This is a genomic window from Thermoflavimicrobium dichotomicum (assembly GCF_900114055.1).
GTDB lineage: Bacteria > Bacillota > Bacilli > Thermoactinomycetales > Thermoactinomycetaceae > Thermoflavimicrobium > Thermoflavimicrobium dichotomicum.
In genome coordinates this window covers 36704-51596 of the sequence record NZ_FORR01000002.1, presented here as the reverse complement: position 1 = coordinate 51596, position 14893 = coordinate 36704, and the positions used below count along the sequence as shown (strand labels likewise).

At 42.5% G+C, this 14893-nt stretch carries 13 protein-coding genes and 1 riboswitch; of the genes, 10 read left to right on the top strand and 3 right to left on the bottom strand.

Features of this window, described 5'->3' with window-relative positions; all coding sequences use genetic code 11:
• Positions 1 to 99 precede the first annotated feature (99 nt).
• The gene (gene trxA, locus BMZ78_RS02680; protein WP_093227805.1) at positions 100 to 423 is read left to right on the top strand and encodes a thioredoxin; all 324 of its coding nucleotides are present in this window, start codon (positions 100 to 102) and stop codon (positions 421 to 423) included.
• Between the two features lie 688 nt (positions 424 to 1111).
• Here trxA and BMZ78_RS02670 read toward each other — a convergent pair.
• Positions 1112 to 2209 carry a hypothetical protein gene (locus BMZ78_RS02670; RefSeq protein ID WP_093227801.1) on the bottom strand — a complete coding sequence of 366 codons (1098 nt, stop codon included), beginning with the start codon at positions 2207 to 2209 and terminating at the stop codon, positions 1112 to 1114.
• A 119-nt stretch (positions 2210 to 2328) separates the two neighbouring features.
• Here BMZ78_RS02670 and uvrC point away from each other — a divergent pair, with 119 nt between their 5' ends.
• Positions 2329 to 4116, top strand: coding sequence for an excinuclease ABC subunit UvrC (gene uvrC, locus BMZ78_RS02665; protein WP_281244524.1), 1788 nt, complete (start codon positions 2329 to 2331; stop codon positions 4114 to 4116).
• Between the two features lie 54 nt (positions 4117 to 4170).
• Here uvrC and BMZ78_RS02660 read toward each other — a convergent pair whose 3' ends face one another.
• Together BMZ78_RS02660 and tatA are read right to left on the bottom strand one after the other, a co-directional pair.
• Complete coding sequence (locus BMZ78_RS02660; protein WP_093227798.1) at positions 4171 to 5244, bottom strand: hypothetical protein; 1074 nt, start codon at positions 5242 to 5244, stop codon at positions 4171 to 4173.
• A gap of 214 nt (positions 5245 to 5458) precedes the next feature.
• Positions 5459 to 5638 carry a twin-arginine translocase TatA/TatE family subunit gene (gene tatA, locus BMZ78_RS02655; protein ID WP_093227796.1) on the bottom strand — a complete coding sequence of 60 codons (180 nt, stop codon included), beginning with the start codon at positions 5636 to 5638 and terminating at the stop codon, positions 5459 to 5461.
• A gap of 289 nt (positions 5639 to 5927) precedes the next feature.
• Between tatA and BMZ78_RS02650 the strand changes: the two genes are divergently transcribed.
• The 8 genes from BMZ78_RS02650 to sdhB all read left to right on the top strand — a co-directional run bounded on the left by BMZ78_RS02650 (position 5928) and on the right by sdhB (position 14822).
• Complete coding sequence (locus BMZ78_RS02650) at positions 5928 to 7004, top strand: M42 family metallopeptidase (protein WP_093227795.1); 1077 nt, start codon at positions 5928 to 5930, stop codon at positions 7002 to 7004.
• Positions 7005 to 7137: 133 nt separating this feature from the next.
• Positions 7138 to 8112: a phosphotransferase enzyme family protein gene (locus tag BMZ78_RS02645; RefSeq protein ID WP_175482250.1), complete on the top strand. Its 975-nt coding sequence runs from the start codon at positions 7138 to 7140 to the stop codon at positions 8110 to 8112.
• A 126-nt stretch (positions 8113 to 8238) separates the two neighbouring features.
• The gene (locus BMZ78_RS02640; RefSeq protein WP_093227792.1) at positions 8239 to 9312 is read left to right on the top strand and encodes a M42 family metallopeptidase; all 1074 of its coding nucleotides are present in this window, start codon (positions 8239 to 8241) and stop codon (positions 9310 to 9312) included.
• 171 nt (positions 9313 to 9483) lie between these two features.
• Positions 9484 to 9678, top strand: coding sequence for a hypothetical protein (locus BMZ78_RS02635; protein ID WP_093227790.1), 195 nt, complete (start codon positions 9484 to 9486; stop codon positions 9676 to 9678).
• Between the two features lie 77 nt (positions 9679 to 9755).
• A riboswitch (Lysine riboswitch) is annotated at positions 9756 to 9941 on the top strand.
• A gap of 103 nt (positions 9942 to 10044) precedes the next feature.
• Positions 10045 to 11283 carry an aspartate kinase gene (locus tag BMZ78_RS02630; protein ID WP_093227789.1) on the top strand — a complete coding sequence of 413 codons (1239 nt, stop codon included), beginning with the start codon at positions 10045 to 10047 and terminating at the stop codon, positions 11281 to 11283.
• Positions 11284 to 11590: 307 nt separating this feature from the next.
• The gene (locus BMZ78_RS02625) at positions 11591 to 12217 is read left to right on the top strand and encodes a succinate dehydrogenase cytochrome b558 subunit (protein WP_093227787.1); all 627 of its coding nucleotides are present in this window, start codon (positions 11591 to 11593) and stop codon (positions 12215 to 12217) included.
• A 50-nt stretch (positions 12218 to 12267) separates the two neighbouring features.
• Positions 12268 to 14073 (top strand): succinate dehydrogenase flavoprotein subunit, encoded by a 1806-nt coding sequence (gene sdhA, locus BMZ78_RS02620; RefSeq protein ID WP_093227785.1) that lies wholly within the window; start codon positions 12268 to 12270, stop codon positions 14071 to 14073.
• Positions 14070 to 14822, top strand: a complete 753-nt coding sequence (gene sdhB, locus BMZ78_RS02615) for a succinate dehydrogenase iron-sulfur subunit (protein WP_093227784.1) — start codon at positions 14070 to 14072, stop codon at positions 14820 to 14822. The genes sdhA and sdhB overlap by 4 nt, the downstream gene beginning before the upstream one ends.
• Positions 14823 to 14893: the final 71 nt, after the last annotated feature.

Genomic DNA, 14893 nt, shown 5'->3' with positions numbered 1-14893 from the left:
GAAATACTTGGAACTTTTTTCATCTAGTGATATACTAGCACTGAAAACGATGCCTCTGTCAGGTCTGACTTTTTAGCGAATGATAAGGAGGATTTATTTATGGCCGTTTTGGAAATTACTGATCAAACCTTTGCCCAAGAAGTTGAGGCAAGCGATGCAGGTACAGTAGTAGTCGATTTCTGGGCGCCATGGTGCGGACCTTGTCGTATGATTGCTCCAGTTTTGGATGAAGTGGCTCAAGAATTGGGCGATCAGATAAAAATAGTAAAAGTAAATGTAGACCAAAATCCAGAAACTCCAGGGCGCTTTGGAGTCATGGGAATTCCTACACTCATTTTGTTCAAGAATGGAAAAATGGTTAGCAAAGTAACAGGATATCAGCCGAAAGAAGCTTTGCTTCAATGGATTAATGAAGCTAAGTAAACAAAATGAATCCAGCGAGACTTTGATTGGTTACTCACTTTGCTGTTGATGATGGCAAAGTGAGTTTTTTGTTTTGAGTTTGATTGGCTAATAAAAGCTGTTTCCATTCTCATTTGGGAAACAGCTTTATGCGTTCAGTCAGTTTAAGATGTATCAATATTCATGATTGGATCTCCGGTCGAACGGGGAACGGGAGTTTGTGTATAAAGTCGAGACCATAATAAAAATAGCTATAAAGAGAAGCACGATTTTCTGTAACTACATCAATACAGATCCCATAGGAAGAGCTGATATTGAAAGAAAGGATGAAACAGAGAAACGATGCGCTTACCGTTCCGCATAAGATGCTTCCTACACTCGTTTCGGGCAAATGGAAAAAATAAAGGAATACATCAAAGGCCTGAAGTTTGTGAACAGACGCCAGGCTAAAAAGGTATTCTCCAACTAAAAAGTTTGTGAAGGTCAAGATACTTTTTGCCAAGGTTAATAATGTCATCCCTAATAGATGAACAAGCCAAAGCTTGAGAAAATGACGTTTTAAAAGAGAAAAAAAAGAATCCATGAGGAATTCCTCCTGAAACATGCGATGCACAACGTGCGATCATTTGATGAAGTGTAGATCATGATCATGAAAATTCAAAGGAGAAGCATAAAACAGAGCGTCTCCTTTGGATTGGGATTCATGTCTTTAGTGCGGTTGCTGAGGTGGAAACGGGTTAGACGGAAAAGGCTTTTGATTTGGCTGTTGATAATTTGGTGGAGATTGAAATGGGTTCGGTTGCTGATAATTTGGTGGTTGAATTGAACCCATCGGGTTTGGATTAAAGGTAAAAGGTGGTTGTTGTGGGTTCGGATAAGGTTGTTGAAGGTTAGGCATATATGGGTTTCCACCTTGACCCCCACCCGGATAAATCGGACGAATAAACGATCGCAAATGTTTAAAGTAACGATAAACGATGATCAGCATCGTAATCGTCATAAATAATGGTGTGATAATGAAAATCATCAACAGCATTCCCGAAACATTGAAGTCAGGCATTTTGGTAACTGGATCAATAGCTGTGTCATCAGGAAGCATGAAAAATGCGTAACAGATGTAATAGATGATAACCGCCGGGATCATGAGAAGAGCTGTTCCCAAGACTTTGCCAAACGCTTGGCTTAACAGGCTGATGGAAAGTCTTATCGACTTAAAAACGCCTGTTCTTTCTGTCATCATGATAACAGGTGCATGCATAATCGATATGGAAAATAAAAAGAAGATAATGAGAAATATGATAACAGATAGAATCATGGAGCCGGAACTTGCGTCATTAATCCCCATCATTGCAAGAACCATGATAAATATAATTTCGATTGCGATGAAAATGAATGAAGTTAACAGGCTATATCCAAACATTTTGAACAAGAATTTGAATCCATACTTGAAATAGCTGCTTACACGTGAACGATTGCTCTCAACGGATTCCACTGTCATGCCAATGCTGCCGGCGATTGGGAATGAGAAAATAAGAGAGAATGTGAGTACAGCAATGATACAGAGAATGATCAGCCCAAACCCGGCATCAGAAAAAGCTTCCATCATTTGCTGTTCTAATGCTTCAGAACCCAGCATGGCATTATGTAAACCAGAACCCAAAACGGTAGTTGCAACAAAAATGGTAGCCATGATGGTTAAAATGAAGAAGGCAATGATGGAAAGAATACTTGTGATAATGATACCAAGTAAGTTACCTAGCCATAGCTTGAAACCATGCTTGGTAAAAATGGAAGAAAAACTTTGCACTACCATCCCTCTTCCTAAAGTATACTCTTTTTCTACAAGATACTATATCATTTTTGTATAGCAGGATGAACTTATTTCCTGTTTTGTAATAAAAATGCCTTTTCTAGGAGAGTGAAATCATGAACCTCATAAAAGAAAAGCTCTCTCTCCTGCCTGATCAACCCGGTTGTTATTTGATGAAAAACCAGGAACAAGAAGTGATTTATGTAGGTAAGGCAAAGAGTTTGCGTCATCGTGTTCGCTCATACTTTACGGGAGCGCATGATGGGAAAACGGAACGGCTGGTAATGGATATTGCCGATTTTGAATATATCGTAACCAGCAGCCCCTTGGAGGCGCTGATCCTGGAGTGCAATTTAATTAAAAAATATCGTCCCCGTTATAACATCATGCTAAAGGATGACAAGTCCTATCCATATATTCGCTTAACGAAAGAAAGGCATCCGCGCCTGGAAGTAACGAGAAAGCTGATCAAGGATGGTTCGAAGTACTTCGGCCCTTATCCGCATGCAGGAGCGGCTAACCAAACGAAAAAATTGCTGGACCGTCTGTTTCCGCTCCGCAAATGCCGTCAATTGCCGAAACGTGTCTGTCTTTATTATCATTTGGGACAGTGTGTCGCTCCCTGTGAATACCCAGTTCAACCTGAACAATATGAGGAAATGACTCGGAAAATCGTCCGTTTTTTAAATGGCGGATACCCGGAAATTCAGCAGGAATTGAAGAAAAAAATGGAGGAAGCAGCCGAGGCACTGGAGTTTGAGCGGGCCAAAGAACTGAGGGATCTGATTCAGGACATTGATGCGGTGATGGAGAAACAACATATTGTCTTCAGTGATCAGGTAGACCGGGATATCTTTGGATTTGTTACGGATAAAGGTTGGATGTGTGTACAGGTTTTTTTTGTTCGGCAAGGAAAACTGATTGAACGGGAAGTGTCGATTTTCCCACATTATCATGAAGCAGAAGAGGATTTATTATCTTTTGTGGCTCAATTTTATTATGACACACCTGCTTTGCCGAAAGAGATTATTCTACCGCAAGGAGTCGATCAGGAGATGATCAGGCAGTTGGTGCCTCATGCACATGTTCATGTTCCTCAGCGGGGAGTAAAGCGGAAACTGGTGGAGATGGCAGAAAAAAATGCTCGCATTGCTTTAGAGGAGCGCTTTGCCTTGATTGAAAAAGATGAAGAGAAAGCGATGCAGGCATTACGGGATCTGGGAGAAGCTTTGGGAATGGGGATTCCCAGACGCATTGAGGCTTTTGACAATTCCAATATTCAAGGGACTGATCCGGTTTCAGCCATGGTGGTCTTCCTCGATGGAAAGCCCGCCAAAAAAGAATATCGCAAGTATAAAATTCGTTCCGTCGATAAACCGGATGATTATGATACGATGCGTGAAGTGATTCGCCGACGATATACCCGGGTACTGAAGGAAAAGCTGCCATTACCCGATCTGATCCTGGTGGACGGTGGGAAAGGACAAATAGCCGCTGCACTTGATGTGTTGGAAAATGAACTGGGGCTTTATATTCCTGTCGGAGGGATGGTTAAAGACGAAAAGCATCGTACAGCCAAACTGCTGGCAGGAGAACCGCCAACAGAAATTCCTTTACCTCGGGGGAGTCAAGGATTTTATCTGGTACAGCGGATCCAGGAAGAAGTGCACCGATTTGCGATTCAGTTCCATCGGCAAACCCGCGGAAAAACCATGATTCAATCGGTATTGGATCAAATTCCTGGCGTGGGCCCAAAACGGAAACAACTCCTGTATCGACACTTTGGATCCATTGAAAATATGCAAAGAGCAACGATTGAGGATTTTCGCCAGGCTGGAATTGGCAATCAATTGGCGAGAACGATTATCGAAGCATTAAAGAGGGAAAAGAAGAAGTCAAATTAAATGAAAAGAAAGCCGTAATCCATGCAAGCTTTAGTGGTTACGGCTTTCTTATTGTTATCTGCGTGAAAATGGTTGCTGAGGTGGGAATGGTTGTTGAGGTGGATATGGATTCGGCCCAAAAGTCGGCTGATTGGAAGGAGGCGGAAATCCATTGGGCTGCTGGTTAAAGGGCTGATTGGGTTGAAAAGAAAATGGTGGTTGTTGGACATTCGGATAGGGTTGGTGGTTGAGATGAACATATGGATTTCGGTCCTGGCCTCCACCTGAATAATTTGGGCGAATCTGGTGACGCAGATATTTATGGTAACGATAAACCATGAGCAATGATAAATGGGCTTGATATAATGGTGGAAAAATGATATAGCCAAAGAGCAAGAAATAGAGTACAGCTAAAACTTCAGATGTATCTTTCAAAGCCATAGCAGGTAATACAGTGGCTAATACTTGAAAAATCACATAAGCAATGATGCTGAGAAGTAACAGGATTGCTGTTTTAAAGACCTTGCCAAACGATTTGCGGGCCAGTTGGATCGAGAGTTTTAGGGATTGGATAATTTTGGCCTGCTCAGTAATCATGATTATGGGACCATATGATACGCCCAGGGCCGCGAAACCGAAAACGATGATAGCTAAAAGAATGGATAGAAAAATCATGAACCCGGATGCTGTATCATCGATGACGCCTGTCACAGCAAGGAAAATGAGAAAAACAATCCCTAAAGCGATAAACATCAAGCCCACCAATAAATAGTAAGCGAATATTTTAAACAGGTATCGAAAGCCATAATTAAAGAAATGACCAATACGCGGACGGTCAGTGGAAACAGCTTCTACTGCCATGCCGATGCTGCCTGCATGATAAAAAGCTGAAATAAGAGGAATGCTTACATAAATGAGTACAATTAGGAAGACGATTCCAACCCCAACACCGGCATAAATTTGCTCCATTTGCTGCTTTAGTCCGAGCTCGCTATTAGCAGCAGCAGTTAGTCCAGCAAAAAAGCCGCTTAAAAATAAGGGAAAAAGGAGCAGAACAATGAAGACAATTCCAGCTAATATCCCACCGAGTAAGTGACCCGACCATAACTTGAATCCATGTCTTTTAAAAATTGATGAAAAAGTTTGCACAATCCTTCTCCTTTTCTTTTGTAATGTTTTCTATTTTTTTATAAATTATAGTCCAAACGCACGTTTGATGTTGTGAACATTTTTGTAACAATTTTACAAAATGGTTTCGAAATAAATGATTGGATCTGATAGAAAGCCATCATGGCAATAAAAAAGGTCGATCAGAAGGACCAGCCTGATCGACCTTTTTTGATGAATCACTACTGAATCTATCTCATTCTTCTTTCTTTTTCTCTTTATTTTCTTCACTATCTTTACCCGAAACGGCCTGACGGAATAAACGTAAAGTCTGTCCCGTTGCTTTTCCGAGCTCAGGCAGCTTTTTTGCTCCAAATAACAAGATGACAATGACGAGGATGAGAATGAGTTCAAAAACTCCGATGCTCCCAAACATAAAAATCACGTCCTAATCCTATTTGTGCAAGAATCCTCTTGTGACCTAAAACCTATTATATCTTGAATGGCAGCAGAAGGCTAGCTTTTAAATTGAGTAAGCATGTTAAGATGCTGTTAAGTTTCTTTTTTTGATATATAATATCCATCGATCGATTTTACGGTTTCCGAAATAACATGGATTTTTTAAAAAAATAGTGCTACTTTAAACATAGACTCTCCACCTTTGGGATGAATTGACATCGATTCAAACATATTAAGAGTAGTCAATCAGATGAGGAGGAAAATGTATGGATCGATTAACACAAATGATGAAAGTATTAACCGAAGCCGAGGGAATTCCCGGTTATGAACATGAAGTCAGAAAGGTGATGGAGGAGTATCTTTCCCCTCTCTCCGATGAGTTGCTAAGAGATCAATTAGGTGGAGTGGTTGGAAAGAAAGCGGGAAATCCAGATGGACCACGAATCTTGCTGGCGGGCCATTTGGATGAGATTGGCTTTATTGTCACCCACATTACGGATAAAGGATATTTGCGTTTTCAACAATTGGGTGGCTGGTGGACACACACTCTTTTGTCCCAGAGGGTAAAGGTAAAAACGAAAAAAGGTGATTACATAGGATTGGTTGGTTCGAAGCCGCCACATGTGTTAAAAGCGGAGGAACGGAAAAAGGTATTGGAACTGAAAGATTTATTTATTGATGTTGGAGCAAAAAGCCGGGAAGATGCTGAAGAAATGGGGATTCGATTGGGCGATCCCATTGTTCCGGTTTCAGAGTTTTTTACGATGCGTAATGACGAACTTTGGGTAGGAAAAGCCATTGATAATCGGGCTGGTTGTGCTTTGGCCATCGAAGTGTTGAATCGTCTGCAAAATGAGGAGCACCCAAATGTGGTATATGCCGGAGCCACTGTCCAGGAAGAAGTTGGCCTGCGTGGTGCTCAAACGTTAGCGAACCTGGTACAACCTGATATTGCTTTTGCATTGGATGTAGGAATTGCCAATGATACACCAGGTTCGGATCAAGATCAATCACCCAATTATATGGGAGAAGGACCTGTCATCACATTGGCGGATGCATCGATGATTGGGCATCCCGAACTGCGCCGTCTTGTCATGGATGTAGCAGAAGAAAAAGAAATTCCGGTTCAGCTTGAAGTTCTCATGGGTGGTGGAACTGATGGAGGAAAATTCCACATTAGTGGAACCGGATGTCCTACTGTTGTGATCGGGTTTGCCACTCGGTATATACATAGCCATAACGCAATCATGTCACGGCGTGATTTTGAACAGGCTGCTACCTTGTTAACAGAAGTAATCAAGCGGCTTAATCGGGAAACGGTTGATCAAATCACCTATCGCTAAAATGGGTGAAGGGCTCTGTTTTTGTTCAGAGCTCTTTCTTTTTGGACTTTTTACCAGTATTGTTTGGTTTGGATCAAGTCGGGTATTAAGTAATGGACAAGTTGGTGAGAGAGTTTCAGGAAGGGGTGGAGAGATGAGAGGCGATGTAGTGATCAATGAGATAGTAGAGCGAATTTTTTCAGTCTTTTCGTTTCAAATAGAAGAATTGGAACCATTGGATCAAGGATATCAGAATAAAAAATGGATTGCCGTAACAGATCAGGGAGAGAAACTGTTTATTAAAAGTTATTCTCCAGTTCGATATCCACCCGAAAAATTGCGATGGGTTCAAATCGCACTCAAAATGCAACAGCAGCTATATGAAGAGGGAGTTGTCTGTCCCAAACTTTATGGAAATGATCAGGAATATCTCTTAAGAACACCTTCGGGATTTGCTTTTTGTCTCATGGAGGTATGTGATGGAACTGTCATTTCACCTGGTCAGGCAAATTGGCTGCAAATGTATGATCTCGGACGTGTAACGGGATATATGCATCAAATATTAAGCCGTTTTCCATCTGGGCAGCTGTGTTGGGCTCCCACACGTTTACATTTACTGCAAAAATGGAGAGGAGAGTGGGAGCGGGCTTGTTCAGAGGAACGATCGCTTCGTGTGCGTTTTCTCTTGAAAAGACAAAAGGAAATCATTGAGTCCATAGATATGCAGGAGTTTAAAAAATGTCCAACAGGTTGGGCACACCAAGATTTATGGATGGACAATATCCTGTTTCAGGGAAACCTGATTTCTGGCATTCTGGATTTTGATCGCTTGAACTATGGATATCCAGATTTGGATATTGCCCGTGTCCTTCTATCTGGGGCATTTTCATCTAGCAGTGGCATGAATATGGAAAAAGTGACTGCATTTGTAGAAGGATATCGCCAATACCGGGAACTGACTACACATCAGCTTGCCCGTGCTTTCCGTTTACTATGGTGTCAAGAGTCGCCTAAGTGGTTTACAGCCGATATTGAAGACCGAAGTGTGAATCCGCAACGGTTTTTTGAAGAAGTGTGTTGGATTTTGGAGCATTGGTGGGATTTGGAGGACGTTTTGAAAATCGACTAGAAGCAAAAAAAGCTGGACACTGGCTTTACATTGGTTAAGTCAGAGAAAAATGAATGTTTTATATACAAATAATAGAGGGAATAATATATAAGTTATATGCTAATTTAAAATGAAAGCAGGGATTTGATGGATTCTTTAGAAAAATTAATGAAAGATTTGATAGAATCAGATGGGACATCTGGATTTGAAAGAGATGTTGCCAAAAAAATGGAAGAATATATGATTCCATATTCCGAAGAAATTGTAAAAGATCGTTTAGGGAGTATTGTTGCCAAGAAAACAGGACATCCCGATGGTCCCCGTGTCCTGATTGCTGGACATATGGATGAAATTGGTTTTATGGTCACTCATATTACAGATGACGGATTTTTAAAGTTTCAACCCATTGGATTTTGGTGGACACATAACCTGCTTCATCAACGTGTAAAGGTGAAATCAACTCACGGGGATTATCTGGGGATTATTGGCGGGAATTCGTTGACTTATGCTGTATCCAAAAAATCAAATCAGTTAATGGAAATCAAGGATATGTATATAGATGTGGGGGCAAATAGTAAAGAGAGAGTAAAAGAAATGGGCATTCGTTTGGGAGATCCTGTAGTGCCTCTCTCTGATTTTTTTACCATGCAAAATGGAGAGATATGGGGCGGAAAGGCCATGGATAATCGGGTAGGATGTGCGTTGGCGATCGAAACACTGCGGCGGTTGCAGAAAGAAGAGCATCCCAACGTGGTATGGAGTGGGGCTACTGTCCAGGAAGAAGTCGGTTTGCGTGGAGCTGCTACTCTCGCTCATCTGGTTGATCCGGATATTGCATTGGTCGTCGATATAATTGATGCCTACGATACACCCAATTTCAGGGGATATGACGGGAAATGTCGCATAGGTGACGGACCTGTTTTGGTGATGAAAGATGTAACCATGATTGGGCATAGGGGATTGCGTGATCTGATTGTAGATACGGCCAAGGAGCTGGGTATTCCCTTACAGTTTGATTCCATTACTTATGGTGGAACGGATGGCGGGAAATTTCATGTTCATGGAATTGGTTGTCCAACGATTTTTCTGGCAATTCCGACCCGGTATGCCCATAGCCACAATACGATTATGTCTCGTCAGGACTTTGAGCAAGCGGCAACTTTATTGACAGCAGTTGTAAAAAAATTGGATCAGAATACTTTTAATCAGATGATTGGGTGATATTCTTGGAAGTCATTTTTTGCGAGTTTTTCTATATAATTAAGAGAAAATTTATACAGATTTAAGATAAAAATCGCCTGATGCATGCTAGAATAATAGAAAAGAAATGGAAAGGAACCTTGTGAATGAACATCATTGTTGTATTTGTGATTTTGACGGTGATGATTGCGATTGTCGGTTTGGCATGTACAGGTGGTTCCAGAAAAAAGAGGAAGAAAAAGAGATGGGGCTACTTTGGTGGAGGTGGCTCCAGTTGCAGCAGTTCCGGCTGCAGTAGTTCCGGTTGTGGAGGTTCTGGTTGTGGAGGGGCTGGGTGTGGTGGTTCCAGTTCGTAGAAAAATCTCTGATTTCTTGGTGAAAAAGTAAAAAAGGTGTTTGCCATTTCCAAATAAATTATGTTATTATATTGAAAATAATTCAATATCCATGGATAATTGCTCGCAATGTGAAGTAGAGGCGCGACTTTCAAGAGTACTTGTTTGGAGATGAGGGGTCGATGAAAAGCAGGGAAAGGGAAAGATCGCCGAAGTTCTCTCTAAGGCCCATCACTTGGGAGAGCTGGGGCTGTACTCGAATAGGGGCAGCACTGTCACAGAAGCCGCTAGCTTTTGTGGAGCACTATCTTTACAGTGGGAGAGCATGACGGTCGTGTACACACGGCGACAGCAGGCTTCTCTGCTGTTGCTTTTTTTATATGTAGCGGCGTGCGAGACCAGCAAGGAGGGAACATAAATGGGATTGGTTGTGCAAAAATATGGTGGGACATCGGTTGGAAGTGTCGAGAGAATTAAAAAGGTGGCTGAAAAGGTAGCGAAAACGGCAAGAGCCGGGCATCAATGTGTGGTTGTGGTATCAGCGATGGGACATACAACCGATGAATTGGTTTCATTGGCGCAGCAAATCAGTGACCATCCATCGCCTAGGGAAATGGATATGCTTCTTTCTACAGGAGAGCAGGTTTCCATCGCCTTGTTGACGATGGCACTGCAAGAACAGGGGCTTGCGGCCCGTTCGATGACGGGTTGGCAGGCAGGCATTCAAACCAATGCTGTGCATGGGAAAGCTTTGGTTCAGCATGTAGATACTTCCATTATTAAAAAGTATCTGGATCAAGGTGAAATTGTCGTCGTTGCAGGTTTTCAGGGAATTTCTGAACAAGGAGAGATTACGACACTTGGTAGAGGTGGCTCGGATACTTCAGCCGTTGTTTTGGCAGCTGCCTTGTCAGCTGACTGCTGTGAAATTTATACAGATGTAACGGGAGTATTTACCGCCGATCCTCGTGTGGTCTCACAAGCGCAAAAATTGGAAGAAATTTCGTATGAAGAAATGGTCGAGCTGGCACGTTTGGGTGCAGGTGTATTACACCCACGTTCCGTCGAATGTGCAATGGCGCACAGAATGCCACTTGTTGTTCGGTCCAGTTTTGTAGATGAACCTGGTACTTGGGTAAAGGAGGCTAATCGAATGGAAACAACACTGGATGTCAGAGGAGTCGCTCATGATTTGGAAGTTGCCTGTATCAAGGTAAATGGGCTTCCTAAATACAACCAATCCATGCCCCAATTGTTTCAGGCATTGGCAAAAGCCCAGATCAATGTGGATATGATTGTACAAAGTGAAAGAGATGAATCTGCTTTGGATCTGGTTTTCAGTGTCGATGAGGCCGATAGTCCATTGGCATTGCAAATTTTGGAGGAAGCCAAATCCACGCTGGGATATGAAAGCATTTCATGTGAAACAGGTTTGGCCAAGGTTTCAGCTGTTGGTGTAGGAATGATGAAACAACCGGGTGTCGCTGCCAAAATGTTTCAGACTCTAAGTGAAGCAGGAATTCATATTAAACTGGTAAGTACATCCGAAATTAAAATCTCTTGTGTAGTGGAAAAAGAATATGCATTTGAAGCTGTCAGACAATTACATACAGCGTTTGGGCTGGATGTAAAAAAAGAGCAGGCAGTAACGATCTAATGGCTATTACCGCAAGGTGTCATCATGCCTTGCGGTATTCGTTTTTTCATCTGCAAAAGGAAAATCAGCATATAACAGATATTTTGTCAACAAGCTGATGAAAATGCTTTTATTGGTGAAAAATGCAAGATATAACCAAAATTTCATTGTATGAAAAGGAAATTCAAATAAAAGTTGTCGATTTCTTGACGCTTGAAAGTCATTGGGAGTAAAATAGGCATTGATATTTATAAACTCTTTCCATCCTTTATCTGTTGGAAAGAGGGCTAATTTCCCATTTTAAACATAGATAGAATGGAGGCACATGATGAGTAGTCAGCGGAGTTTTTTTAACCGTCGGGTACACTCCTTGTTAGGCGTTATACCGGTGGGATTTTTTTTGCTCGAGCATTTGATCAGCAACTACAAAATGACGTATGGCAAGGAAGCATTTGTTGAACAGGTCAATTGGATTTGGAGTCTGCCTTTTTTACCATTCCTGGAAATCTTTTTTATCTTTTTGCCTTTACTTTACCATGGTGTTTACGGCCTGTATATCGCTTTCCAAGCAAAACACAATGTCAATCAGTTCAGTACATTCCGCAACTACATGTTCGTTTTGCAACGGGTTACCGGTGTTATTACATTGATTTTCGTTATCTGGCATGTATGGCAAACACGGATTCAAATTGCCTTGTTCCAAGACGCATCCGCTGCACAGCTTGCGGATCAAACCATACAGCTTTTCCAGAATAACTTCTTTGTAGCCATTTATATCATTGGAATTATTTCAGCTATCTTCCATTTCTGTAATGGTATGTGGTCTTTCCTGGTGAGCTGGGGTATTACAGTTGGACCGCGTGCACAAAGAGTTTCCACCTATGTTTGGATGGGGGCTTTTGTTCTGATTTCATACGTAGGTATTCGTGCGTTACTCGCATTCAAAGGTATATGAAGACAAAATAGAAATCTTTGGCACAGCATTAGAAGGGAGCTTTTGCCAATATGAACGAGAAAATAATCATTGTTGGTGGCGGTCTTGCAGGATTGATGGCTACCATTAAAGCTGCAGAAGCAGGTGCAAATATTCAGCTGTTTTCAATCGTTCCTGTGAAGCGCTCACACTCTGTCTGCGCACAAGGTGGGATTAATGGTGCAGTTAACACCAAAGGTGAGGGAGACTCTCCGTGGGAGCATTTTGATGATACTGTCTACGGGGGAGACTTTTTGGCAAACCAACCACCAGTAAAGGCGATGTGTGAAGCAGCACCAGGAATTATTTATTTGTTGGATCGGATGGGAGTACCATTTAACCGGACACCAGAAGGATTGATTGATTTCCGTCGTTTTGGTGGAACGCAACATCACCGGACTGCATTTGCTGGAGCCACCACTGGTCAGCAATTGCTATATGCGTTGGATGAACAGGTTCGTCGTTATGAGGTAGAAGGAAAAGTAACGAAGTTTGAGCATTGGGAATTTCTCTCGATCGTACAGGATGATGAAGGACGCTGTCGAGGGATCGTGGCCCAGGATCTTCGCAGCGGTAAAATTGAAGCATTCCCAGCGGATGCAGTGATCCTGGCTACAGGTGGCCCTGGCATTATCTTTGGTAAATCCACCAACTCCATGATCAATACTGGTACAGCTGCCAGTGCCGTCTATCAGCAAGGAGCCTATTATGCCAATGGTGAGTTTATCCAGGTTCACCCCACAGCGATTCCTGGAGACGATAAATTGCGTTTGATGTCTGAGTCTGCTCGGGGTGAAGGTGGACGGGTTTGGACATATAAAGACGGAAAACCATGGTATTTCCTTGAGGAATGGTATCCAGCATATGGAAACCTGGTGCCAAGGGATATCGCTACCCGGGCGATCTTCAAAGTCTGTGTGGACATGAAGCTCGGTATCAATGGGGAAAACATGGTTTATCTTGATTTGTCCCATAAAGATCCAAAAGAGCTCGACATTAAATTAGGTGGAATTATCGAGATTTATGAGAAATTCATGGGTGAAGACCCACGTAAAGTACCAATGAAAATTTTCCCGGCTGTTCACTATTCGATGGGTGGCCTCTGGGTTGACTATGATCAAATGACCAACATTCCTGGATTGTTTGCAGCAGGAGAATGTGAATATCAATATCATGGTGCAAACCGTCTGGGTGCAAACTCGCTCTTGTCCTGTATTTATGGTGGAATGATTGCAGGACCGAACGCGATTCGTTATGTCCGTGGTCTGGAAAAATCGGCGGATGATCTCAGCAGCACGATTTTTGAAGCACAACGCAAAAAAGAAGAAGAGAAATATGAAAACATCCTCAAAATGGATGGAGACGAGAATGCTTATCTCCTGCATAAAGAGCTTGGAGAATGGATGACGGATAACGTTACCGTGGTTCGTTATAATGATCGTCTGCTTAAAACCGATGAGAAGATTCAAGAGTTGATGGAGCGTTATAAACGGATCAGTATGGTTGACACCAGCAAATGGAGTAACCAGGCTGCTTCATTCACTCGTCAGCTCTGGAACATGTTGCAACTGGCTCGTGTGATTACGTTGGGAGCTTATCACCGGAATGAAAGCCGTGGTGCACACTACAAACCAGAATTCCCAGAACGGAATGACGAAGAGTGGCTGAAAACAACGAAAGCGAAATTTACTCCAGATGGACCCGCTTTCGAGTATGAACCGGTTGATGTTTCCTTAATCAAACCTCGCCCACGTCGTTATGATGTGAAAAAAGACGAAGTCAAGAAGGATAAGCAGGAGAAGGGTACAGCAATTCAGGAAGCGGGTGAGAAAAAATGAGCGAACAACAAACGATTCATCTGATTATTACTCGCCAGGACGGTCCCGATAGTCAACCCTATCAAGAAGAGTTTAAAATCCCTTATCGCCCCAATATGAATATTATCTCGGCATTGATGGAGATTCAGCGCAATCCTGTCAATGCACAAGGCCAAAAAGTGGCACCTGTGGTTTGGGAATCGAACTGTTTGGAAGAGGTTTGCGGTGCTTGCTCCATGGTCATCAATGGCCGTCCACGCCAGGCTTGTACGGCTTTGATCGATAAATTGGAACAGCCAATCCGCGTGGAACCGATGAAGACGTTCCCGGTGATTCGCGATTTGGCTGTGGATCGTGGCCGGATGTTCGATGCCTTGAAAAAAGTAAAAGCTTGGATTCCAATCGATGGAACACACGACCTGGGGCCTGGGCCACGCATGCCAGAAAACGAACGGCAATGGCGTTATGAATTATCCAAGTGCATGACTTGTGGGGTTTGCCTGGAAGCATGTCCAAATGTAAACGACAAATCGAACTTTATGGGACCATTTGTCGTTGGGCAAGTCAATTTGTTCAACACGCATCCAACAGGTGCAATGAACAAGGAAGAGCGTTTGGAAGCATTGATTAGTGATGGTGGCCTGCAAGAGTGCGGAAACTCTCAAAACTGTGTACAAGCTTGTCCGAAAGGCATTCCGCTGACTACTGCGATTGCCAATATGAACCGTGAAGCAACGAAGTATATGTTTAAAAAATGGCTTTCGTTCTAATCCGTTAAAAAGCCTTTCTGTCTGCGGACAGAGAGGCTTTTTATCTATCGAAATGATGAAGGGTGATTCCG

Excerpts from the sequence above, each read along its gene's own strand:
- BMZ78_RS02650 (WP_093227795.1), top strand. The coding sequence starts at position 5,928 with ATGGATCGATTAACACAAATGATGAAAGTATTAACCGAAGCCGAGGGA.
- BMZ78_RS02625 (WP_093227787.1), top strand. The coding sequence starts at position 11,591 with ATGAGTAGTCAGCGGAGTTTTTTTAACCGTCGGGTACACTCCTTGTTA.
- BMZ78_RS02645 (WP_175482250.1), top strand. The coding sequence starts at position 7,138 with ATGAGAGGCGATGTAGTGATCAATGAGATAGTAGAGCGAATTTTTTCA.
- tatA (WP_093227796.1), bottom strand. The coding sequence starts at position 5,638 with ATGTTTGGGAGCATCGGAGTTTTTGAACTCATTCTCATCCTCGTCATT.
- uvrC (WP_281244524.1), top strand. The coding sequence starts at position 2,329 with ATGAACCTCATAAAAGAAAAGCTCTCTCTCCTGCCTGATCAACCCGGT.
- sdhA (WP_093227785.1), top strand. The coding sequence starts at position 12,268 with ATGAACGAGAAAATAATCATTGTTGGTGGCGGTCTTGCAGGATTGATG.
- trxA (WP_093227805.1), top strand. The coding sequence starts at position 100 with ATGGCCGTTTTGGAAATTACTGATCAAACCTTTGCCCAAGAAGTTGAG.
- sdhB (WP_093227784.1), top strand. The coding sequence starts at position 14,070 with ATGAGCGAACAACAAACGATTCATCTGATTATTACTCGCCAGGACGGT.
- BMZ78_RS02630 (WP_093227789.1), top strand. The coding sequence starts at position 10,045 with ATGGGATTGGTTGTGCAAAAATATGGTGGGACATCGGTTGGAAGTGTC.
- BMZ78_RS02640 (WP_093227792.1), top strand. The coding sequence starts at position 8,239 with ATGGATTCTTTAGAAAAATTAATGAAAGATTTGATAGAATCAGATGGG.